Source organism: Lonepinella sp. MS14436 (assembly GCF_042470565.1).
Classification (GTDB): Bacteria; Pseudomonadota; Gammaproteobacteria; order Enterobacterales; family Pasteurellaceae; genus Lonepinella.
The window spans coordinates 1,047,837-1,070,166 of record NZ_CP170385.1 but is presented as its reverse complement, the minus strand read 5'-3'; the positions used below and the strand labels follow the sequence as shown (position 1 = coordinate 1,070,166).

Below are 22,330 nucleotides of genomic sequence, written 5' to 3'. Positions count from 1 at the left end.
TTATACGACTTCCTTTTCATCATAAGGACTAAATACGTTCAACGCCCCTTCCATTAATACTTGATGATTTGATAAATCAATCAGTTGGCAATCAAATACGCCAAATCCCATGCTATCTTGTAGGGATAATTTCACTTGTATTTGCAAGGGTTGGTTAATGGGTAAAGCATCACAATAAATAGATAATTTACGAGAACCCAGTAAATAACCTAAACGTACTTGTTCCCCTTTTTGTAATGCCATACAACCTGCCCAAGCTGCAATGCCTTGGGCTAAAATTTCTAAGCCAACAAAGCTAGCTACTTTGCTTTGTGTAACAAATATATTATCCGATTTTACGACTGTTTCTGCGGTTAAAAAATCTGCTCCAAAAGCAGTCACACAATCCAGCAATGCCATTTCACCACTTTGTGGAATTAAGGGGGCGACATTATTAATTGGACAGGTTAAATCAATCATGGCATTCTCCTAAAATTAACACCGCATTATTTCCACCAAAAGCAAAAGAACTGCTTGCTCCGATACGTTTTTCCTTTTGCCAATGACTGTTCTTATCAGTCAGATAAATATTAGCCATAGTTGGATCGGGCTGATTATCCCATAATTGAGCAGGTAATACACCATTCGGATTGATCTTTCGACTAATCGTTGCCCATAAAATTGCTGCCTCCACGGCACCTGCTGCACCTAAGGTATGCCCTGTATAAGGTTTAGTGCTAGTGCAAGGTAATTGTTCTCCAAATACATTCACGACTGCCAAGGCTTCCATTTGATCATTATGATTCGTACCTGTCCCATGTAAATTAATCCAACCTACTTGATCGGCATTTAATTCTGCTTTCCTTAAAGCGTGCTGAAACGCAGAAATTGCCCCATTTCCTGTAGGATCGGGAGATGACATGTGATGAGCATCACTGCTTGAGCCATAACCCAAAAGTTCCACATAATCATCTTGGTCATCTATCAGAAGTGGTGTTTTACTCATCAAAAATACAGCAGATCCCTCGCCAATATTAATCCCCTGTCGATTCGCAGAAAACGGGTTAGTTTGCTGTTCGGACAATACTGAAAGGGAATGGAAACCGCTAACTGTTAATAGCGAAAGAGTATCTACGCCACCACAAATCACCGCATCACAAAGATCCGCTTGCAACAAGCGAGCAGCACTGATTAATGCCCTTGCCCCTGAAGTACAAGCGGTGGAAATACCATAGGTCAGACCTTGCAAATCATAAACTGCCGCAATAAAATCCGCTGGGGCTGAAAATAAACATTGTTGTTGATTAAAATCTTTCTCTTGCCAGTTTTGATTGTGAACAAAAGACTGAAATACTGGAATATTTTCATCAGCACCAGTGGTAGAAGAACCCATTACCACGGCAATCCGTTGTTTACCAAATTGACTAATCGCTTGCTGAATTTGTGACTCAATTTGTTGCAAACTATGCCATAACAACTGATTATTACGACTATAATGAATAGGATCAAGATGATCAGGGAATGCCCGTAAAGGAATAGCCACTTCGCCTAAATAATACGGTTTCGCTTGAATTTGATGCTGACTAAACACATGATTCGTTTGTTTTAAAGGTGATTTTTCCGCCAAAAGTGCGGTGAAATTTTGCCTAATTCCATCACCTAAACAGGTTGTAATAGCTGGGGACATTAAATAAAGTTTATTCATGATGATCCCCTTGTGAAATCTCACTAATCCGCCAATAGGAATTATCATCTAACAGGATTCGGAAACTATTTTGATTAGGCTGAACCAGCCAAATTGGATGATTACCTAACCAGTAGATCTTATGATTGTGATCAATTTTAACCTGACTAAATTTAAATACTGATGTTGTCGGATTTAATTCTGTTGCCAACGCAGAAAACAGTTTCTCCGCTTGTTTATTCGGCATAATAAAACCGTCATTTTGCCAACCGTTCTCCGTTAGAACTACTCTAGCCAATGGTGCTCCTAAAATATCTGTCTGCACCCAACGCCATTGTGTTGGGTTAAATTGTATAGATAATAAACTTTGCTGTTTAAGCGTTACATTGACATTTTCTAATAATAACGGATTTCGTATGATGTTAGAGAAATCAGTAGAATGATTAAATTGTTCAATTTTAAATACACGAATGTTTTCTTTTTGAACAGGAAGTTGCTGCACTTGTAACGAAGTGCAACTGGTTATAAAAAAAACGAAAATAAAGAAAAAATATTTTTTCATCTCAGCAATATATTTATTAAAATTATTCGCCAGATCTTAACATATAATCTACAAAGTGCGGTGATTTTTAACAAAAAAATAAAGCCAGTCAACTGACTGACTGGCTTATAATGGTGGAAACTATCGCCATGCTTTAAACTGATTAATCAATCCATTAGTTGAACTATCATGACTTACTACTTTTTCACTATCTTTTAATTCAGGTAAAATGCGATTTGCTAGCTGTTTACCTAACTCAACACCCCATTGATCGAAGCTGAAAATATTAAAAATAACACCCTGTACGAAAATTTTGTGTTCATACATCGCAATTAAAGCCCCTAAGGTGAACGGTGTGATTTTTTGTACTAAAATTGAGTTAGTTGGTTTGTTACCTGTAAATACTTTAAATGGCACGATGTCTTTCACATCGTCCAAATTCTTACCTGCCTTGACAAATTCTGCTTCTACTTCTTGTTTAGTTTTACCAAAAGCAAGTGCTTCTGTTTGTGCAAAGAAGTTAGAGAGTAATTTCTCATGGTGATCCGCTAATGGATTATGGGTTTGGGCAGGTGCAATAAAATCACAAGGAATTAAACTGGTGCCTTGATGAATTAATTGATAGAACGCATGTTGACCATTGGTACCTGGTTCACCCCAAATAATCGGTCCAGTTTGGTAATTGGTGATCTCTTTGCCATCACGTCCGACATACTTACCATTGGATTCCATATTGCCTTGTTGGAAATAAGCTGCAAAACGGTGTAAATATTGGTCGTAAGGTAAAATCGCTTCGGTTTGTGCGCCTAAGAAACTGGTATTCCACAAGCCGACTAAAGCTAATGTGGTAGGGATATTTTGCTCAATCGGGGCAGTGCGGAAATGTTTATCCATTTCATGAGCGCCCGATAATAAGGCTTCAAAGTTTTCAAAACCAATCGATAAAGCAATAGATAAACCGATCGCTGACCATAAGGAATAACGACCACCAACCCAGTCCCAGAAGCCAAACATATTGTCAGTGTCAATACCAAATTTCGCTACATCTGTTGCATTGGTAGAAAGTGCGGCGAAATGTTTTGCAATGTGTTTTTCATCTTTAGCTTGAGCCAAGAACCAGTCACGAGCCGATCCTGCATTGGTCATGGTTTCTTGGGTAGTGAATGTTTTAGAGGCTATTAAGAAAAGTGTGGTTTCTGGGTTCACTTTTTTCAAAGTTTCTGCAATATGCGTGCCGTCCACGTTAGACACAAAGTGCATAGTTAAATGATTTTTATACGGGCGTAACGCTTCCGTGACCATATAAGGACCAAGATCTGAACCGCCGATCCCGATATTCACCACATCCGTAATGGCTTTGCCAGTATAACCTTTCCATTCACCTGAAATGACACGTTGGCAGAAACCTTTCATTTTAGCAAGGACTTCGTTGACATCTGGCATGACATCTTTGCCGTCCACCAAAACAGGTTGGTTTGAACGGTTACGCAAAGCGGTGTGCAATACGGCACGATCTTCGGTACGGTTAATTTTCTCACCCGTAAACATCGCTTCAATCGCCGTTGCAAGCGAACATTCTTGCGCTAATTGACGTAATAATTTCAAGGTATCTTGATTAATATTGTTTTTAGAATAATCCACTAAGATTTCATGGTTAAACGTTAATGAATAATCTGCAAAGCGGTTTGGCTCTTGTGCAAAAAGTTGTTGAATGGTGGTTTTAGCAAAGGTCGCTTTGTGCTGCTCTAAGGCTTTCCACGCAGCTGTGGAGGTTGGATTAATGTTTTTCATTGTATTTCCTTTTATTTATAGGGATATACCCTGTTGAATCATAAAACTGCGGTTAAAAATAACAAAATTTTTCGTTTTTTACATGCTCATTTTACAAACTAATTTAATCGACATATTCTGTTAACACTCGTGGCGTGAGTTTGGTCATTAATTCATAGCTTAATATACCTGTTATGCTGGCGATTTCTTCAATCGGTAATTCACGTCCCCATAAAATCACTTCGTCACCTACTTGATCTTGACAATCTGCACCAAGATCCACCGTCACCATATCCATGGAAACACGTCCCACAATTGGCACTCGGCGACCGTTAATAAATACTGGGGTTCCCACTGGAATATTACGCGGATAACCATCACCATAACCAATCGCTATCACACCGATTTTGGTGTCTTTCTCACTCACCCAAATACCACCATAGCCGACAGGTTCACCCGCTTGATGGGTTCGCACTGCAATCAATGAAGATGTTAAGGTCATCACAGGTTTTAAACCGTAAATTTCTGCTGGGGTATTGGTTGGTGAAACACCATACATAATAATCCCAGGGCGAATCCAGTCTAAATGTGATTGTTGCCAAAATAAAATACCGCCAGAAGCTGCAATACTACGTTCACCTTGTTTATTTTGCGTGGCTTGTAAAAAACGCTGTAATTGTAATTCAGTATAACCACAGTCTAACTCGTCAGCTCGGCTAAAATGACTGACAAAACCGATTTCTGGTTGCACACTAGCACATTGTTGTAATTCATTATAATAATAATCTACTTCATTCAGATGCACACCAAGGCGGTGCATACCTGTATCAATTTTTAACCAGACTTTAATTGGATTTGGCAAATTTGCTTGCTGCAAGGCGGCTAATTGTTGCTGACTATGTACCACCGTTTGAATATTATTCACCGCAATAATCGGCAAATCCGTAGCGGAAAAAAAACCTTCTAATAATAAAATTGGTTTAATAATACCATTAGAACGTAAGGTTAAGGCTTCTTCCAAGCGAGCTACACCAAAGCCATCTACGGTTTCTTCTACAGCTTGGGCAACAAATTCAACACCATGTCCATAAGCGTTCGCTTTTACCACTGCAATGACTTTACTGTGCGGTGCTTTTTGCTTAATTTTTTGAATATTATGTTTCAGTGCGACTGAACTAATTTTTACGGTTGCTGGTTTCATTTTTTCTTCTTATTGTTTCGGCAGTTATTATTCATCATCTAATTGATATCCTGCATTATCAAAACGCGAATATTGCCCCTGAAAAGTCAACGGAATACGCCCTATTGGACCATTACGATGTTTACCAATAATAATCTCTGCCTTATTGTGATTGTCTGGATCATCTTTATTATATACTTCATCACGATAAATAAACATAATCAAATCTGCATCTTGCTCAATAGAACCAGATTCACGTAAATCTGAATTCAATGGCCGTTTATTTGGACGACTTTCCAAAGTACGATTAAGCTGTGCTAATGCCATGACGGGTACTTCTAATTCTTTAGCTAATGCTTTAAGAGAACGAGAAATTTCAGCAATTTCTAAGGTTCGATTATTATCAAACCCTGGGGCACGCATTAATTGTAAATAATCCACCATAATTAAGCTCAAACCGCCATTTTCACGATACATACGTCTGGCACGAGAACGTAATTCAGTCGGAGTTAAGCCTGCCGAATCATCAATATACATGTTCGGTTTTTTGGTAAAAAGTCCCATAGTTGCAGAAATATTCGCCCAATCATGATCCAATTCAATTTTCCCTGTCATAATTGATTTCAGATTTACTCTTGATAAGGATGCCAAAGAACGCATCATAATGGTTTCTGCTGGCATCTCTAAACTGAAAACCAACACAGGTTTTTCACTTGCTAATGCCACACTCTCACAAATATTCATGGCGAATGTTGTCTTCCCCATAGACGGACGTGCCGCAACAATAATCAAATCAGAAGCCTGTAATCCTGATGTCATTCTATCTAAATCAATAAATCCTGTAGATACGCCTGTTAAGCCGTGGTTATCCATAGCTTTTAACATTTCAATACGATCAATAGTACGACCTAAAATAGACAGCACATTTTCAGGACCTTCTTTTTCTGATGTACGTTTTTCCGCAATTTGAAAAACTTCTCGTTCCGCCTGATCTAAAATATCCTTAACATCTTTCCCCTTTGGAGTATAAGCTAACTGTGCAATATTATTGCTTACACCAATTAATTCACGCAAAATCGCTTTTTCTCGTACGATTTCAGCATAAGCATTAATATTTGCCACACTAGGTGTATTTTTAGACAATTCCGCTAAATAGGCGAAGCCCCCCACTTCATCAATCACACCTTTATCTTTTAAACTTTTATCCAAGGTAATCAAATCAATCGGAATATTCTGACGAGCCAGTTTTTCCATTTCACGAAAAATCAAACGATGTGCCGCAGTATAAAAATCATCCGCCACCACACGTTCAATCACATTCTCCCAATGCTGATTATTCAACATTACCGCACCTAACACAGCTTGCTCTGCTTCAATAGAATGCGGCGGAATATTCGCTTGGTCTAATGGTTGCTCACGCACGGGCGTTGGTTTCTTAGCCATAAAATCTATCTCAATATTATAAATATCTGTTTTATATGATATACCAAATTACCATTATTTTTAAGGGAAAAGTGCGGTATAAATTTTTGAATTTTTTATTGAGTTGGAAAAATAGAAAAATTTGGAGAATTATTCCTTTGTCACCCTTAATACTCCATCATCTAACAATAAATTAGGAATACTTGGTACTTTAATCAGTTACGTGGCGGTTTAATATATTTAGGTATTTCTCATTTTATGATAAACGCCCGTCCAATTGGCTTATGTGATTTACAAAAACTTAATTAAGGTGTATTATCCCACATTTAATTAGTGGTAATTATTGTAAAGTTAACGATGATCTGTAGTATTAGCTAATACATTTTCAACGGAATAAAGAATAAAATGAGTATATTATCTGATTTTAAATTATCTATAAGTAATCACCATCTATGGCGTACTCTTGCTTGGTATGACATTCTTGGGCGTTATCGCCGTTCAACTCTTGGACCATTATGGATTACCATTAGTATGGCGGTCACAGTTGGAGCAATGGGACCTTTGTATGGGTCATTGTTTAATTTTGATCCCTCAGATTTTATCCCACATCTTGCTTTGGGCTTGATTTTTTGGGCAATGTTTTCAACGTGCATCAATGAATCGGCCTACACTTTCGCAGAGTCTGCGCATTATATGAAGCAATCCTATGTGCCTGCACCAGTATTTGTATTAAGAATAATTTATCGTCAGCTTATTGTGTTTTTGCACAATTTCGCTCTTTATCCAATCATTATGCTGTTGCTTTGGAAACCAATAACATTAGATATTTTATGGTTTTTTCCTGCGTTTTTATTAGTGGTAGCAAACTTATTTTTTATTACGTTATTAGTTTCTATTTTTTGTGGGCGTTATCGAGATATGGCACAAATGCTCATTAGCATTATGTCATTATTGTTTTTTATTACACCGATTATTTGGCGAATGGAACAGCTCCCTGAAGAACGTCGAGCATTAGTGGATTGGAATATTTTTGCAACGTACCTTGATTTAGTCCGAAAACCATTACTTGGTTTAACACCAGATGTTCACCAATGGATAACTGGACTAATAAGCTTAGCAGTACTCGCCGTATTTTCACTATTTGTATATGCGAAAACGAAAAATCGCATTACCTATTGGTTATAGGATTGGATATGCATATTAAGTTAAATGATGTTTCAGTTAGATTTCCAATTTATGATGCTAAGCAACGCTCTTTTAAGCAGACATTGCTGAACGCTGCAACAGGTGGAAAAATTATTCAAAATAACAAAATCACTGAAATTGAAGCATTAAAAAACATCAATTTGGATATTAAACAAGGTGATCGCGTTGCTCTTATTGGACATAATGGTTCGGGTAAAACGACCTTATTGCGTGTATTGTCAGGCGTTTATGCGCCGACATCAGGAAAAATTGAAATTCAAGGCAAAATCACAAGTCTTTTAGATTCTATGCTCGGTATGGATGGGGAAGCATCAGGTTTAGAAAATATTACCTTGCGTGGTTTATTTTTAGGTCTAAAGCCGAAAGAAACAGCCAAATTAGTCGATGAAATTGTTGAATTTAGTGAACTGGGTGATTTCATTAACATGCCTGTGCGCACCTATTCCAGCGGTATGGTGTTACGTTTAGCATTTTCCATTTCAACCGTAATCAATCCAGAAATTTTGTTGATGGACGAATGGATGAGTACGGGCGATGAAAATTTCCGTGCTAAGGCTGAAAAACGCTTAAATGAATTTGTGGATCGCGCAGGGATTTTAGTAATGGCGACACATGATTATGAATTGGCTAAACGAGTTTGTAATAATCACATTCATTTGGAGCATGGAGTGATTGTTTCAGGCTAAATTACAATGGTGAGCAACGGATAAAACAATGATAATAACCATATGTTTTGAAAAGGTTAAATAAAAGTGTTGGGATTACTAGAGTGCATTTTTGAATCTAAGCAACGACTATGCATTGATAGGTTGAGATGGAAAATGGTTTTATGAATACGGATTCTGGAGCTAGGCTGAATTTTACTTTAGAAATTGGTCGAGGGGTTGCAGCAATACTTGTAGTATTTCATCACTTATTGATTAACCCTTTAATAGCACATCACTATTCATTTTTAGGCTCAAAACCTATATCAAAGATTGGTGATTTCGCTGTTTGTTTTTTCTTTGCGTTAAGTGGATATGTGTTAACTTTATCTATAAATAGAAAAGATAAAGGCGCATTGACTTTTTTGAAGGAAAGAGTGCTAAGGATATATCCAGAATATATATTGTGGACTTTATTTGCATATATATATTATAAAATAAGCAATGGGTTGTTAATTGATATTAATTTTGAACCAAGCTCATTCATAGAGTGGTTTTCTACACTTACGTTAATTCCACCATTATTTAACAGTGAAAATTTTGCAATGTTATTAAGTGTTGCGTGGAGTTTAGTCTATGAAATGTACTTTTATATAGTCTTTGCATTATGTATCTTTTTTATAAAAGATAAGATTAAGATATCTGTTGTGTTAACTGTACTTTTTTTTGTGTTACATTATTTGTTACATGCTAATTTTAAAATAGAAAGATATGATTGGGTTTATATTCCTTATGTAATCTCTGACTTTCATTCATTATCTTTTTCTTTAGGGTGTATTATATTTTATCTAAAACCTTTAAGTTTTAGAACAAATTTAGTTCCTAGTGCAATAATAGTGTTTTTACTGTTTGTTTTGTTTATTTCTAGAGAATTATTTGATATCGAGTATAATTTTGTATTTTTTTCCATAATTATTCTATATATATCCTTGTCTATCAAAATTCATTTGAATAAAAGCAGTTTTTTTGTTTTTTTGGGAGGGGCTAGCTATACAATTTATTTGACGCATGTTTGGTTTTCGAAAGTGGCTTACAAGTTTTCGTACAATGAGAACTATATTTACTTATTGATAACTAATATAGTGGCAATATTCTTGGGATGTTTTTTGTATACGTATGTTAGCAAGCCAATATATAGGGTTATAAAGAATCAATTTTAATTAATAGGATAAACTAATGAAAAAAAATATTAGTCTAAGTATTGTTATACCAGCCTACAATGTTTCTGAATATTTAGAAGAAACGGTTTTATCTATCTATAATCAGAAAAATATAGAAGATGATATCAATCTCGAAGTCATCATTGTCAATGATGGCTCAACAGATGGAACACGATACTTACTTAACCAGTTACAGAAAAACTATCCTAAGTTGATCATCATCAATCAAGAAAATCAGGGGTTATCTGCTGCAAGAAACAATGGTGTACAATCCGCAACATCCGATTATATTTTGTTTTTAGATGGTGATGATCTCCTTACTAGAAATTCATTGCAACACGTATTCAATGTATTAAAAGACACTGAGACTGACTGTCTGATTGTTGATTACAATTGGTATTGGAGTAAAAAAGATTTTCATAAAAATTGCACTTATTCCTTAGACGCGAAAAAGTTAATTTCGGGAAGTTATAATATTATTAATGCAGTTTATGAATCAAGACAGTTTTATGCTTGGAGACATATTTTTAAAAGAGATATTGTTATAAAACATCCATTTCCTGTAGGGCAGAACTATGAAGATGTATCAACAGTTCCATTATTGGCTTATGAATGTAAAAATGTTTATTATTACCCTTTAGCTGTTATAAATTATAGACAGCGAGATGGTAGTATAATGAAAGTTAAAAATTACAAAAATATACGAGATTTTTCAAGTTCATTGGCTAGAAATACAGAGTTTTTTAAAAATAGTTTATCGTTGGATGATTTGGAAAAAATAAAAGTTAGCCATTCTTTAACTGCAGCTTATATTTTTACTTGGGTGTGTGGTGACACTTTGTCGAATAAGGAATTAGATACTGCAAGATTATATGATGAATTTATTGGTAATTTTAATTCTAGCAACCTTATTCCAATGGATAGATTAAAATTGGAAATGAAAAAAATAGACCCTAAAAACTGGAGAAAATTTCATATGTTCTATAACTATGAAAAAGCATTTCATTTGGCTCATTCAATGAAGTACAAATTTAACCGAATTTATTGTTGGTTAAATAAGATAAGACAATTTATTTATAAAACATAATTTTATTGTGAGTATGATTTCTACTATAGCATTACATTATCACTATAAAAATCTCCTATTGAAGATAAAAATGCTAAGCTTATTATAAATTTCAATAGTTTCGATGATATCAATATAATCATCTTAATAATTTTTCAATTCGCATTGGTAAAGATTAAGTGTATGAGAGAATGAAAAATTTTTTATTAGTCGGCGCAGGTTTCTCCAATGCCGTTATCGCCCGTGAATTAGCCGAACAAGGCTACCAAGTAACTGTGATTGATCAACGTAACCATGTGGCAGGTAACTGCCACAGTGAACGCGATCAAGAAACGAATGTTATGGTGCACATTTATGGACCACATATTTTCCATACCGACAACGAGCGAGTGTGGAACTATGTGAATCAATTTGGCGAATGGAAACCGTTTGTGAATCGAGTGAAAACCATTAGCCAAGGCGCGGTGTATTCCTTGCCAATTAACTTGCATACCATTAACCAATTTTTTGGTAAAACTTGTTCACCTAAAGAAGCGAAAGCCTTAATTGAAAGTCAAGCGGATCTTTCTATTCAAGAGCCGCAAACCTTTGAAGAGCAGGCTATGCGTTTTGTAGGGAAAGATTTATACAAAGCATTCTTCTATGGCTACACCAAAAAACAATGGGGCGTTGAGCCAAAAGAATTGCCTGCAAGCATTTTAAAACGCTTGCCAGTGCGTTTTAATTATGATGATAATTATTTCGCTCATAAATTCCAAGGGATGCCGAAAGACGGTTATACAGAAATTGTGGCAAATATTTTGAAACACGAAAATATTACCGTGAAATTAAATACGCCGTTCTCTGAAAGTATGAAAACAGAATTCGATCATATTTTCTGGTCTGGTCCACTTGATGCTTACTTTGGTTTTGAATTAGGGCGTTTAGGTTATCGTACCCTTGATTTTGAAGCATTCCGTGATGAAGGTGATTTTCAAGGCAATGCAGTAATAAACTATGGTGATGAAGAAGTGCCATATACTCGAATTTCCGAACATAAACATTTTGCACCATGGGAACAGCACGAAAAAACTATTTGTTATCGTGAATTTAGTCGTTTATGTGAAGAAAACGATATTCCATATTATCCAATTCGTTTAGTCAAAGACAAAGACTTATTGAAAAAATATGTGGAAAAAGCCAATAAAGAAACACAAGTCACCTTTGTTGGTCGTTTAGGCACATATCGTTATTTAGATATGGACGTAACCATTAAAGAAGCCTTAGAAGCAGCGGATAAAATTAAAGAAACATTAGCCAATAATGGGACTTTAACGCCGTTTTATGTGGATATGGATGTGTAATGAATAAATCTATCTGTGCTGTGGTAGTAACATATAATCGAAAACAGCAATTATTAGCTTGTTTAAATGCGTTAAAAAAACAAAGCTATACACTCGCTCATATTGTCGTGGTGAATAATGCAAGCCAAGATGGCACAGAGGATTTTCTCATTGAACATAATTGGACTAATAATGAGAATTTTACCTTACTAAATTTGACTGAAAATTTAGGTGGCGCTGGTGGATTTTATACGGGGATTGAGTTTGCCTATCAACAAAAATTTGATTATATTTGGTTGATGGATGATGACGGCATGCCTACTGAGCATTGTTTGAGTGGCTTATGTCAATATCTCTCAGATGATATTTATATTGGTCCTTTAGTGCTTGATATTGATGAACCGCAATTATTGACGTTTACACTTCGTTTACCAAGACGTAAAACGGTTTTAAGCACGATTTCAGATGTGGAAAAACAGACAAAAAATGGCATAATTCCAAACATTGTGATGCCATTTAATGGCATTTTATTTTCTCGTCATCTTGTTGAGCAAATCGGGTTACCTAAAAAAGAATATTTTATTTGGGGTGATGATATGGAATACACATGGAGAGCGGCAAAATTTGGCTTTAAGATTTTTACCGTAACCAATGCAACATTTTATCATCCGCGAGAAAAAACGCTCGGCACGCCAATGTTTTTTAATTTATTAAAATTTAATGATACGGAATCGGCATTAAAGTTATATTGCATGTGTCGAAATAATATTCGCAATTTGCTTGAATATAAAGGTTATCTCATTACTGGGTTATATTGTATTAAGGTGATGTGGTTTTATTTATTTACCAAACCCAATAGATCCAGATTAAAGACCGCTTTGCGTGGACTTTATCATGGCTTGACAAAAAATTTCACACAACATATCGGTTACTTGAAATAACAGGGGAAAATTGCTAGTGAAAGAGCTTTTAGTACTCGTTGCTACCCATAAAGATTATGCTTTACCCGATGATAATGTTTATTTTCCTATTCAAGTCGGGAAAATCTTAAGTGAGCAGAAATTATCCTTTCAAGGTGATGAGACTGGTGATAATATTTCACAAAAAAATAAAACATTTTGCGAATTAACAGCACTTTTTTGGGCGTGGAAGAATGGATTATTTCAGCAGTATGAATATGTCGGGTTAAATCATTATCGCCGTTATTTTAAAGGGCAAGGTGTTCACCTTAAAGGCAAGTCGATAATGTCTCGTCAAGAAATCTTATCGCAATTAGAAAAACATGATGGCATTCTAGGTAAAAAACGTAATTATTATATTGAGAGTATTTATTCACATTATAAACATGCACATCATATTCAAGATCTCGATGTGGCATTAGAAATAATTAAAGAACGCTATCCTGATTACATGGAAAGTTGTCGTAAAGTTATTAATGGTTGCACGTTGCATTTATACAATATGTTTATTATGCGCAGTGATTTAGTAGAACAATATTGCATTTGGTTATTTGATATTTTATTTGACCTAGAAAAACGTATTGATATAAATGACTATTCTGCTTATCAACAGCGAGTGTTTGGCTTTATTGCTGAAAGATTGTTTAATATTTGGCTGGATAAGAATGAAATTAACACTGTTTCATTGCCAATTGCCCACATTGAACCTGAAAATATGCTTAAAAAAGCATTTAAATTCTTATTGAGAAAAATAAATTAAAGAAGGAATAACGATGAATAAGCAGATATTGTGCAAATATATTCTAGCAATGGTGGATTTTATTTCACTTTTTTCTGCCGCGTTGTTGTCATTAGCTTATAATCATTATGTTAGAAGTGATTTTTTTGAAAATAATTATGTAGCTGAATTTTTTCAAACACATTTTTGCATTACCTTCTGTGCAATAATTTGGTATTGGCTACGCTTACGTCATTATACCTACCGTAAACCATTTTGGTTTGAATTAAAAGAAATTCTACGTACTATTTTTATTTTTGCTATTATAGAATTGGCTATTTTGGCTTTTTCTAAATTGGATTTCTCTCGCGGTTTATGGCTGGGCACTTGGTTTATATCCTTTACTCTCGTACCATTATGTCGTTTCTTAATCAAAAAATACCTTATTTATACTCAATGGTATATCAAGGATACCTTTATTATCGGTGCTGGACAAAATGCTATTGATGCGTATAACGCATTAAAATCTGAATCTTATTTAGGATTTAATCTCAAAGGATTTTTAGTTTCCGAACACTATTCACCTGAATTAGATGATATCAATATACCTATTTATGTTGCCACTGATCTCTTTTTACTCAATATTGCCCCCACTAAATTAGAACAAGTGATTATTGCCTTAGAAGAACAGGAATCAGAGGAACTCGATTTTTGGATTAGAACATTATCTAAACACCGTTACCGTTATGTTTCGGTGATTCCAAGTTTGCGTGGACTACCATTATATAGCACCGATATTTCTTTTTTATTTAGTTATGATGTCCTTTTGTTACGCATTAACAACAATCTTGCCAAACATTCATCAAGAATAGTAAAACGCACAATGGATATTATTTTATCATCGATTTTAATTGTCACGCTTTCACCTTTTGCTTTATTACTTGCATTAATCATAAAATTAGATGGGGGCAACGCAATTTATAAACATAAACGAATAGGACAAAACGGACAAAAATTTAGTTGTTATAAATTCCGTTCTATGGTGGTTAACTCAGAAGAAGTACTAACATCCTTATTAAACACCAATAGCGAAATAAAAGCAGAATGGGAAAAAGATTTTAAACTAAAAAACGATCCAAGAATTACCAAAATTGGAAAATTCTTGCGTCAATATAGTTTAGATGAACTCCCCCAATTATTTAACGTACTAAAAGGCAATATGAGCCTTGTTGGTCCTCGCCCAATTGTTGAAGATGAATTGGTATATTATCAAAATAATGTTGATTATTATTTTATGGCAAAACCAGGTATGACAGGTTTATGGCAAATCAGTGGACGCAATGATATTGATTATGAAAAAAGAATCTACTTTGATTCTTGGTACGTCAAAAATTGGTCATTGTGGAATGATATAGTTATTTTACTTAAGACAGTGAATGTTGTTTTGAAAAGACATGGTGCCTATTAAACAAAAAAGTGCGGTGAAAAAAACTATTATTTTTTCCACCGCACTACTTCTATCTCACTGAATAAATTACCCTTTTCTTCTTTCCTCAACCGCCTCTGCAAGCTGTTGCAACAAGATTTCAGTGTCTTCCCAACCGATACAAGCATCAGTGATACTTTGTCCGTAAGTGAGTGGTTTATTCGGGACTAAATCTTGACGACCTTCGACTAAGTGGCTTTCTACCATCACACCAAAAATTTGTTTTGAACCTTGGGCTAATTGGTTGCTGATAGATTGGCATACGTCCATTTGACGTTTAAATTGCTTGCTGCTATTGGCATGGCTGAAATCGACCATAACGTGACCAATATGTCCTGTTTTTTCAATATCGGCACAGACTTTGGCAATGCTTTCTGCGTCATAATTGGTGGCTTTATCGCCACCACGTAAGATAATGTGGCAATCCTGATTACCTTTGGTAGAAACGATGGCGGAATGTCCAAATTTTGTTACAGATAAGAAATAGTGCTGGGCTTCCGCCGCACCAATAGCATCAAGGGCAATTTTTACACCGCCGTTGGTAGCATTTTTAAAGCCCACAGGGCAAGAAAGTCCTGAGGCTAATTCACGGTGAACTTGTGATTCGGTGGTTCTTGCACCAATCGCTCCCCAACTCATTAAATCCGCCACATATTGAGGCGTGATCATATCTAAAAATTCACCTGCAGTCGGCAAGCCTAAATCATTAATATCGGCTAATAATTTACGTGCTATACGTAAACCGTCATTTAACGCATAACTGTCGTTTAAATACGGATCGTTAATCAACCCTTTCCAACCCACGGTAGTACGAGGTTTTTCAAAATACACACGCATAATAATTTGTAATGCGTCTTTGTATTTATCACGTAATGGTTTTAATCGGTTCGCATATTCCATTGCCGCTTTTGGATCATGAATCGAACAAGGACCAATCACGACTAATAAACGATCATCTGTACCATGAATAATATTATGTGCTTCAAGGCGTGCCGCTTTTACCGTTTTAATCGCTACATCGCTGGCTGGATATTTTTCTAATAATGCGACTGGGGGCAATAATTGTTCAATTTTACCAATACGGGTATCGTCATTCGCAATACGAATTTCATTTTTACTTTTTACCATAATTCATCACTCTCATAAAATCAATAAAACACTTTCCGTGTAAACATGCTGTTAATGTAGCATCAATTTCTGCACTAGTAAACTAGTACAATGCAATTATTTTAATAACTGCTTAATACTTGAGCAGGTTGTAATTTTGCAGCTCGATTGGCTGGGTAAAGACTTGCCAATAAACTCAATAATAATGCAGAAACCAACACGAATAGCACATCTTGCCAATGTAATTCTGTTGGTAAGAAATCCACAAAGTAAATGCCGTCAGATAATAATTTTCGTCCAATCAGGCTTTCTAAACCTTGAATAAGTGCGGTTAAATTTAAGGCTAAAAATACCCCTAACACAATGCCGATTAAACAGCCTTTCATGCCTGCTTGTAAGCCATACCAAACAAAAATGCGTTTAATAAAGGCGTTGTTTGCCCCCAATGTTCGCATAATCGCAATATCGCCCGCTTTGTCTTTCACCGCCATAATCAGCGTGGAAATAATATTAAAGCAGGCTACCCCAATCACTAGCACCATGGCAATATACATGATGGTACGGATCAGTTGAATATCACGGTACATATAGCCGAATTTGCTCACCCAAGTTTGTAAATTGAGTAATTGTGGATAGCTGTTTAACGCAGAAAAATCCAAGCTATTCATGTTAAACGGATCCACCACTTTCAGATCGACACCTGAAATTTGATTGGCATTGTAGTCTAAATATTGTTGTGCTTGGGCTAACGGCATGAGGGCATAACTATGATCAAGTTGACCGTCTAAACGTAAAATTCCCGACACCTGAATCCGCTCACGACTTGGTTGTGCCATGTCTTCACCATTATTTTGCGAAATCAGCAACGTTACCCAATCGCCTGTTTGTACCTCTAACTCTTTGGCAATGCCGTAGCCTAATACTAAGCCTGAATGATGAGAGAACGATTGCCACGCTTGATCGAGAACAAAATCCCCTAGTCGGCTGACCGTATCTTGTGCTGTTTTGTCCACGCCTTTCACTTGCACCACTTTCATTTTTGCCCCATTTTCCACTAAAGCAGTAAAACTGACAAAAGGCGATACGCCTTGAATATTGGGTACTTGTTGCAAGGTGCTGACTAATTGTTGTTTGTCAGTTATGGGCTGATTTTCCGCCGATATAATTTCAGCATGAGGAACGACGGCTAAAATACGGTTATTCAGTTCTCGCTCAAACCCATTCATGGCACTCAATCCCACGATCAATACTGCCACGCCCAATGCAATACCGAGTGTAGAGAAAAAGGCAATCAGGGAAACCAAATGATTTTTTTGCTTGGCTCGTTGGTAACGCCAACTAATTAAGAATGCGGTATTCATCGCCTACTCCGCTCGCAATACGCCGTCTTGCATAATCATGCGACGTTGTAATTTTTCCGCCAAATGCAAATCGTGCGTGACCAATAAAAAGGCAATACCTTGTTCTTGATTAAGTCGTTGAATTAACTCAAAAATACTTTCGGTGGTAGCACGATCTAAATTCCCTGTTGGTTCGTCCGCCAATACCAACGCTGGATTATTGACTAACGCCCTTGCAATCGCCACACGCTGACGTTCACCGCCTGATAAGGCTGACGGTTTGTGAGAAATGCGGTGCGAAAGTCCAACAGATTTTAAGATCTTTTCCGCCCGATCTTTGGCTTCGGTTTTGTTTTGATTGCCGATTAACATTGGCATCATCACGTTTTCAAGTGCGGTGAAATCCGCCATTAAATGATGAAATTGATACACAAAACCGAGATATTGATTACGTAATTTGGCTAATTCATCGCTACTTGCTTTTTGTAGCGATTGCCCTTTGATAAACACTTCGCCTGTGGTCGGTTGATCCAGTCCGCCGAGGATGTGTAATAGGGTACTTTTGCCCGAACCTGATGAGCCGACAATGGCGACCAATTCTTTTTCGTTGAGGGCGAAATTGATGTCATTGAGGACTTGGGTTTTGGTTTCGCCATCGTGGTAGTGTTTGGTGATGTTTTTGCAGGTTAATAATGTTTTATTGTTCATTTTATATTCTTTAAATTATTGGTTTATTAAAATCGTATTTCGCCCGATGGGCGACTTACTTTTTCTTTGCTTGTGCAAAGCAAAAGTAAGCAAAAAGAAAGCACACCCCAAGTTTGCCTTGTTTCCTGAAAATGTTTTAATTTGCTTAACGTAAAATGGCTGAACTCGCTACGCTCAGACAGACGCCATTTTCCTACAAATTAAAACATTTTCAGGCGGCAAACATGGGGACCCCATTTTGTCAGAGCATTATTTTACTTCATCTGTAAATTTTTAAATCTTTTCATTTTTCAACCGCACTTTTACCACGCTCAATCCAATCTAGGTCCCCGTCTGAACCGCCTTTGCGTTTTGGTATTTTTAGCTAAATTTTGCATGTCTGAGCGAAGCGAGTTCAAAATTTAGCGTTAAGAAAATACCAAATAAGCAAAGAAAAGCGGTGAAGTCGGGGTGTGTTTCTTTTGTTACTTTTCTTTGCACAAGCAAAGAAAAGTAAAGATCTACTCATACCGCAATGCTTCCGCAGGCTCAACTTTACTCGCCCGATACGCCGGATAAACCGTTGACACCAACGACAATCCCAACGAAAACACCACAATCACCGCAATTTGCCACAGATTAATCTCGGTCGGTAAATAAATACCCACAGGGTTAATAGCATTAACAATATCGCCTAAATACAGGGTGATCAACACGCCTAACACGGCACCGATCAAGGTTCCCACCAATCCCACAAAAAAACCTTGTAGAATAAAAATCCACCGCACTTGTTTTTTAGTTAAACCTTGGGTTTGTAAAATCGCAATTTCACCCTGTTTATCCACCACCATTAAACTCAATGAGGTAATAATATTGCTCACCGCCACCACGATGATTAAGCTAATTAACAAGCCCATCATGTTTTTTTCCATGCGTACCGCTTGAAAAAATTCGCCTTTTTGACTTCGCCAATCATCAATTTGCCATTGATCTTCGGGGAAAATTTGGGTAAGTTCAGTGATTTGAAAAGGATCTTGCAGAAATAATCGTACGCCTTGTGCATTTTCAGGTTTAATTCGCATTAAACGCCCAATATCCGCTAAGTTCGCAAAAGTTTCATAACCTGATACTTCATTACTAGCAGGATAAATCTCACTCACGGTAAATAATCGCTGCATCGGTACACGTCCTAAAGGCGTATATTGACTATTTTCTGTAAGCATTAGGCGGATTTTATCGCCCAGTTGCACGTTTAATTTTTGGGCTAATTGCGAACCGATAATTAACTTAAATTCACCCGTTGGCAATAAATTATCCAGTTCAGCTTGTTTAAGATAGCTTAACAGATGATCGTCCGTTGGATTGTTCACGCCAATCACTTGTCCAGCACTTACACCTTGAGTAGTTTGGTAAATTGCGTTAGTGCGATTAATCAGAGTAGCGTGATTAATCTGTTGAAATTGGCTCAAATCAGGCAATTCCGACTGGAATTGTTTAGTATCAAAATAACCGTCTTTCTTCATCACAATCGCATGCGGTAAGCTCGATAAAACTTGGCGTTTTTGATGCTGTTCTAACCCGTTCATTACCGATAAAACAATAATCAACGCCATCACACCAAGTACAATGCCGCTACTGGCAAGGTTAGTCACTAATCGCCCAAAACGATCCGCACTTTTGGCTCGCCAGTAACGTAAGGCAATAAACGCTGAAATGCCTAAATTCATTATTTTCCCGTTCTCACAAATTCTTCTAAATTTAACCGCACTTTATCCGCTAAAATGGTTACTGCTTGATCTGATGCCCAAGCTATATGTGGTGTAATAATCAAATTTGGTAAGGTTTGAGCTGCCACAATTAGCGGATTATCTTTGGCTGGTGGTTCTTTGCCTAATACATCAAGTGCTGCCCCTGCTAATTGCCCACTTTTTAACGCATCGACTACCGCTTGCTCATCAATTAAAGGTCCACGCCCCGTATTAATCAACAATGCCCCCTTTTTACAATGGGCTAAGGTTTCTGCGTTAATTAAATTTTGGGTGTCTGGTGTTAAGGGGCAATGCAAGGTTAAAATATCTGCTTGAGCCAATACCTCATAAAATGGCGTATAACCAGCACGGCATTGGGTGGCATTTTTATGTTCGGCATAAAGTACGTTCATGCCCAAAGCCGTGGCTAAACGTCCTACTTCTGTACCTAAACAACCTTTACCGAATATACCTAAAGTAGAGCCTTTTACATCCGTCACGGGGTAATCAAAATAACAAAATTGTTTGCTTTCCGCCCACTTGCCTTGTAACTGATCACGATACCATAAATGTAAACTATGTTTTAAACTGAAAATAAAGCCTAATACATGCTCAGGTACCGTAACAGAAGAATAGCCTGTAACATTTTTCACGCTAATACCAAGCTCTTTAGCGGCGACTAAATCGATATTGTTTGTGCCTGTGGCAGTGAGAGCAATTAATTTTAATTTAGGTAATTGACGCATATTCTCACGATTAAACACAACCTTACTAGTAATCACAATATCTGCATCTTGAGCATGTTCAAGCACCTGATCCGCTGATGTATATTCAAATTCAACCCATTGATGATCAAAATTTGGGCGTGGAATCGGAATGTGTTTTGGTAATGCTGTACTGTCAAGAAAGACGATTTTCATAGAATACTCCTTTATTGATGTGACGAAATGATGACTAGCATAACAAAAAACAGAAAAAAAATCATTCTAGGCTTTATCTTTATTTGAATTTGCCTATAATGTAGGCTTTATTTTAAAGTTCAAATTAGGAATCAAAATGACAGACTTGAATACGGTTCTCGCAGAACTAAAACGCGGCATTGATCAAATTTTTTCAGAACAAGATTTAATCGAAAAACTCAAAGAAAACCGCCCGTTGCGTGTGAAACTCGGGGCTGACCCAACCGCACCTGACATTCATTTAGGTCATACGGTGGTGCTAAATAAATTACGCCAATTCCAAGAATTAGGACATCAAGTGCAGTTTTTAATCGGGGATTTTACAGGTATGGTAGGCGATCCATCAGGTAAAAATACCACTCGCCCACCGCTAACACGTGAAGATGTGTTACGTAATGCGGAAACCTATAAACAACAAATTTTCAAAATTCTCGATCCACAAAAAACTCAAATTGTGTTTAACTCTGAATGGTTGGGACAGCTTGGCACCGAGGGCATGATTCGTTTAGCTTCTAACTATACCGTAGCTCGTATGCTAGAACGTGATGATTTCAAAAAACGTTTTGCTAATCAACAATCTATTGCTATTCACGAATTTATTTATCCGTTATTACAAGGCTACGATTCTGTTCATTTAGAATCAGATGTAGAATTAGGCGGAACCGACCAAACGTTCAATCTATTAATCGGTCGCGAACTGCAAAAAGCCCGTGGACAAAAACCGCAAGTGGCAATTACCTTGCCATTATTGGTTGGTTTAGATGGCGAGAAAAAAATGTCAAAATCGCTAGGCAATTATATCGGCGTGGCAGATGCACCAAATGATATGTTCGGTAAAGTGATGTCTATTTCTGATGAACTGATGTGGGATTGGTATAACTTGCTGTCATTCCGTCCATTAACGGAAATTGCTCAGTTAAAAGCCGATGTGGAAAATGGCAAAAATCCACGTGATGTGAAAATTTTGTTAGCCAAAGAAATCATCGCTCGTTTCCACGATCAAGCGGCAGCCGATGCAGCAGAACAAGAATTTATCAACCGTTTCCAAAAAGGGGCAATGCCCGATGAAATGCCTGAATTTACTTTTGAGAGCGAAATTGGGTTAGCTAATTTATTAAAAGAAGCGGGATTAGTGCCGTCCACATCCGAAGCTATTCGTGCAGCTCAACAAGGTGGTGTGAAAATCAACGGTGAAGCCGTAAATGATGTGAAACAAATCATCAAAACTGGTACAACAGCAGTTTATCAGGTGGGTAAACGTAAATTTGCTAGAGTGACCATCAAATAAAGAT

General features: G+C 36.7%; 20 protein-coding genes. 9 read left to right on the top strand and 11 right to left on the bottom strand.

Annotation, left to right across the window (positions count from 1 at the left end; all coding sequences use genetic code 11):
- From O1Q81_RS05130 to O1Q81_RS05105, 6 genes are all read right to left on the bottom strand, one after another.
- The gene (locus tag O1Q81_RS05130) at positions 1-459 is read right to left on the bottom strand and encodes a dehydratase (RefSeq protein ID WP_386698561.1); all 459 of its coding nucleotides are present in this window, start codon (positions 457-459) and stop codon (positions 1-3) included.
- A complete protein-coding gene (locus tag O1Q81_RS05125; protein ID WP_386698560.1) occupies positions 452-1,684 on the bottom strand; it encodes a beta-ketoacyl-ACP synthase in 1,233 nt (410 codons plus the stop codon). Before O1Q81_RS05125 ends, O1Q81_RS05130 begins: the two co-directional genes overlap by 8 nt.
- Complete coding sequence (locus O1Q81_RS05120) at positions 1,677-2,165, bottom strand: hypothetical protein (protein ID WP_386698558.1); 489 nt, start codon at positions 2,163-2,165, stop codon at positions 1,677-1,679. The genes O1Q81_RS05125 and O1Q81_RS05120 overlap by 8 nt, the downstream gene beginning before the upstream one ends.
- 180 nt (positions 2,166-2,345) lie before the next feature.
- Positions 2,346-3,995 (bottom strand): glucose-6-phosphate isomerase, encoded by a 1,650-nt coding sequence (gene pgi / locus O1Q81_RS05115; RefSeq protein ID WP_386698556.1) that lies wholly within the window; start codon positions 3,993-3,995, stop codon positions 2,346-2,348.
- 103 nt (positions 3,996-4,098) lie between these two features.
- A complete protein-coding gene (gene alr, locus O1Q81_RS05110) occupies positions 4,099-5,175 on the bottom strand; it encodes an alanine racemase (protein WP_386693510.1) in 1,077 nt (358 codons plus the stop codon).
- A 27-nt stretch (positions 5,176-5,202) separates the two neighbouring features.
- Complete coding sequence (locus O1Q81_RS05105; RefSeq protein ID WP_386690101.1) at positions 5,203-6,597, bottom strand: replicative DNA helicase; 1,395 nt, start codon at positions 6,595-6,597, stop codon at positions 5,203-5,205.
- Between the two features lie 384 nt (positions 6,598-6,981).
- On the opposite strand from O1Q81_RS05105, the gene O1Q81_RS05100 reads away from it, so the two are divergent.
- The 8 genes from O1Q81_RS05100 to wbaP all read left to right on the top strand — a co-directional run bounded on the left by O1Q81_RS05100 (position 6,982) and on the right by wbaP (position 15,179).
- The gene (locus O1Q81_RS05100) at positions 6,982-7,761 is read left to right on the top strand and encodes an ABC transporter permease (RefSeq protein ID WP_386693508.1); all 780 of its coding nucleotides are present in this window, start codon (positions 6,982-6,984) and stop codon (positions 7,759-7,761) included.
- 8 nt (positions 7,762-7,769) lie between these two features.
- Positions 7,770-8,468, top strand: a complete 699-nt coding sequence (locus O1Q81_RS05095) for an ABC transporter ATP-binding protein (protein ID WP_386693506.1) — start codon at positions 7,770-7,772, stop codon at positions 8,466-8,468.
- 143 nt (positions 8,469-8,611) lie between these two features.
- Positions 8,612-9,646: an acyltransferase family protein gene (locus O1Q81_RS05090; protein WP_386693504.1), complete on the top strand. Its 1,035-nt coding sequence runs from the start codon at positions 8,612-8,614 to the stop codon at positions 9,644-9,646.
- A 16-nt stretch (positions 9,647-9,662) separates the two neighbouring features.
- Entirely contained in the window at positions 9,663-10,733 is a 1,071-nt protein-coding gene (locus O1Q81_RS05085; RefSeq protein WP_386693503.1) for a glycosyltransferase family 2 protein, read from the top strand.
- 170 nt (positions 10,734-10,903) lie between these two features.
- Positions 10,904-12,055, top strand: coding sequence for a UDP-galactopyranose mutase (gene glf, locus O1Q81_RS05080; RefSeq protein WP_386698554.1), 1,152 nt, complete (start codon positions 10,904-10,906; stop codon positions 12,053-12,055).
- Positions 12,055-12,975: a glycosyltransferase family 2 protein gene (locus O1Q81_RS05075; RefSeq protein WP_386693500.1), complete on the top strand. Its 921-nt coding sequence runs from the start codon at positions 12,055-12,057 to the stop codon at positions 12,973-12,975. Before glf ends, O1Q81_RS05075 begins: the two co-directional genes overlap by 1 nt.
- A gap of 16 nt (positions 12,976-12,991) precedes the next feature.
- Positions 12,992-13,753, top strand: coding sequence for a DUF4422 domain-containing protein (locus O1Q81_RS05070; protein WP_386693498.1), 762 nt, complete (start codon positions 12,992-12,994; stop codon positions 13,751-13,753).
- 13 nt (positions 13,754-13,766) lie between these two features.
- Entirely contained in the window at positions 13,767-15,179 is a 1,413-nt protein-coding gene (wbaP, locus tag O1Q81_RS05065) for an undecaprenyl-phosphate galactose phosphotransferase WbaP (protein ID WP_386698552.1), read from the top strand.
- 66 nt (positions 15,180-15,245) lie between these two features.
- Here the strand turns inward: wbaP and aroG are convergent, their stop codons facing one another.
- The 5 genes from aroG to O1Q81_RS05040 all read right to left on the bottom strand — a co-directional run bounded on the left by aroG (position 15,246) and on the right by O1Q81_RS05040 (position 20,999).
- Positions 15,246-16,325, bottom strand: a complete 1,080-nt coding sequence (gene aroG, locus O1Q81_RS05060) for a 3-deoxy-7-phosphoheptulonate synthase AroG (protein ID WP_386698550.1) — start codon at positions 16,323-16,325, stop codon at positions 15,246-15,248.
- 101 nt (positions 16,326-16,426) lie between these two features.
- Positions 16,427-17,665, bottom strand: a complete 1,239-nt coding sequence (lolE, locus tag O1Q81_RS05055) for a lipoprotein-releasing ABC transporter permease subunit LolE (protein ID WP_386698548.1) — start codon at positions 17,663-17,665, stop codon at positions 16,427-16,429.
- A gap of 3 nt (positions 17,666-17,668) precedes the next feature.
- Entirely contained in the window at positions 17,669-18,352 is a 684-nt protein-coding gene (lolD, locus tag O1Q81_RS05050) for a lipoprotein-releasing ABC transporter ATP-binding protein LolD (protein WP_386698546.1), read from the bottom strand.
- 500 nt (positions 18,353-18,852) lie between these two features.
- The gene (locus tag O1Q81_RS05045; protein WP_386698544.1) at positions 18,853-20,058 is read right to left on the bottom strand and encodes a lipoprotein-releasing ABC transporter permease subunit; all 1,206 of its coding nucleotides are present in this window, start codon (positions 20,056-20,058) and stop codon (positions 18,853-18,855) included.
- Entirely contained in the window at positions 20,058-20,999 is a 942-nt protein-coding gene (locus O1Q81_RS05040) for a 2-hydroxyacid dehydrogenase (protein WP_386698542.1), read from the bottom strand. Before O1Q81_RS05040 ends, O1Q81_RS05045 begins: the two co-directional genes overlap by 1 nt.
- Positions 21,000-21,135: 136 nt before the next feature.
- Between O1Q81_RS05040 and tyrS the strand changes: the two genes are divergently transcribed.
- Positions 21,136-22,326: a tyrosine--tRNA ligase gene (tyrS, locus tag O1Q81_RS05035; RefSeq protein WP_386698540.1), complete on the top strand. Its 1,191-nt coding sequence runs from the start codon at positions 21,136-21,138 to the stop codon at positions 22,324-22,326.
- The last annotated feature ends 4 nt before the right edge of the window (positions 22,327-22,330 follow it).

Coding starts and splice junctions, on each gene's coding strand:
- O1Q81_RS05130 (WP_386698561.1), bottom strand. CDS start 459: ATGATTGATTTAACCTGTCCAATTAATAATGTCGCCCCCTTAATTCCA.
- O1Q81_RS05125 (WP_386698560.1), bottom strand. CDS start 1,684: ATGAATAAACTTTATTTAATGTCCCCAGCTATTACAACCTGTTTAGGT.
- pgi (WP_386698556.1), bottom strand. CDS start 3,995: ATGAAAAACATTAATCCAACCTCCACAGCTGCGTGGAAAGCCTTAGAG.
- alr (WP_386693510.1), bottom strand. CDS start 5,175: ATGAAACCAGCAACCGTAAAAATTAGTTCAGTCGCACTGAAACATAAT.
- O1Q81_RS05105 (WP_386690101.1), bottom strand. CDS start 6,597: ATGGCTAAGAAACCAACGCCCGTGCGTGAGCAACCATTAGACCAAGCG.
- O1Q81_RS05100 (WP_386693508.1), top strand. CDS start 6,982: ATGAGTATATTATCTGATTTTAAATTATCTATAAGTAATCACCATCTA.
- O1Q81_RS05095 (WP_386693506.1), top strand. CDS start 7,770: ATGCATATTAAGTTAAATGATGTTTCAGTTAGATTTCCAATTTATGAT.
- O1Q81_RS05090 (WP_386693504.1), top strand. CDS start 8,612: ATGAATACGGATTCTGGAGCTAGGCTGAATTTTACTTTAGAAATTGGT.
- O1Q81_RS05085 (WP_386693503.1), top strand. CDS start 9,663: ATGAAAAAAAATATTAGTCTAAGTATTGTTATACCAGCCTACAATGTT.
- glf (WP_386698554.1), top strand. CDS start 10,904: ATGAAAAATTTTTTATTAGTCGGCGCAGGTTTCTCCAATGCCGTTATC.
- O1Q81_RS05075 (WP_386693500.1), top strand. CDS start 12,055: ATGAATAAATCTATCTGTGCTGTGGTAGTAACATATAATCGAAAACAG.
- wbaP (WP_386698552.1), top strand. CDS start 13,767: ATGAATAAGCAGATATTGTGCAAATATATTCTAGCAATGGTGGATTTT.
- aroG (WP_386698550.1), bottom strand. CDS start 16,325: ATGGTAAAAAGTAAAAATGAAATTCGTATTGCGAATGACGATACCCGT.
- lolE (WP_386698548.1), bottom strand. CDS start 17,665: ATGAATACCGCATTCTTAATTAGTTGGCGTTACCAACGAGCCAAGCAA.
- lolD (WP_386698546.1), bottom strand. CDS start 18,352: ATGAACAATAAAACATTATTAACCTGCAAAAACATCACCAAACACTAC.
- O1Q81_RS05045 (WP_386698544.1), bottom strand. CDS start 20,058: ATGAATTTAGGCATTTCAGCGTTTATTGCCTTACGTTACTGGCGAGCC.
- O1Q81_RS05040 (WP_386698542.1), bottom strand. CDS start 20,999: ATGAAAATCGTCTTTCTTGACAGTACAGCATTACCAAAACACATTCCG.
- tyrS (WP_386698540.1), top strand. CDS start 21,136: ATGACAGACTTGAATACGGTTCTCGCAGAACTAAAACGCGGCATTGAT.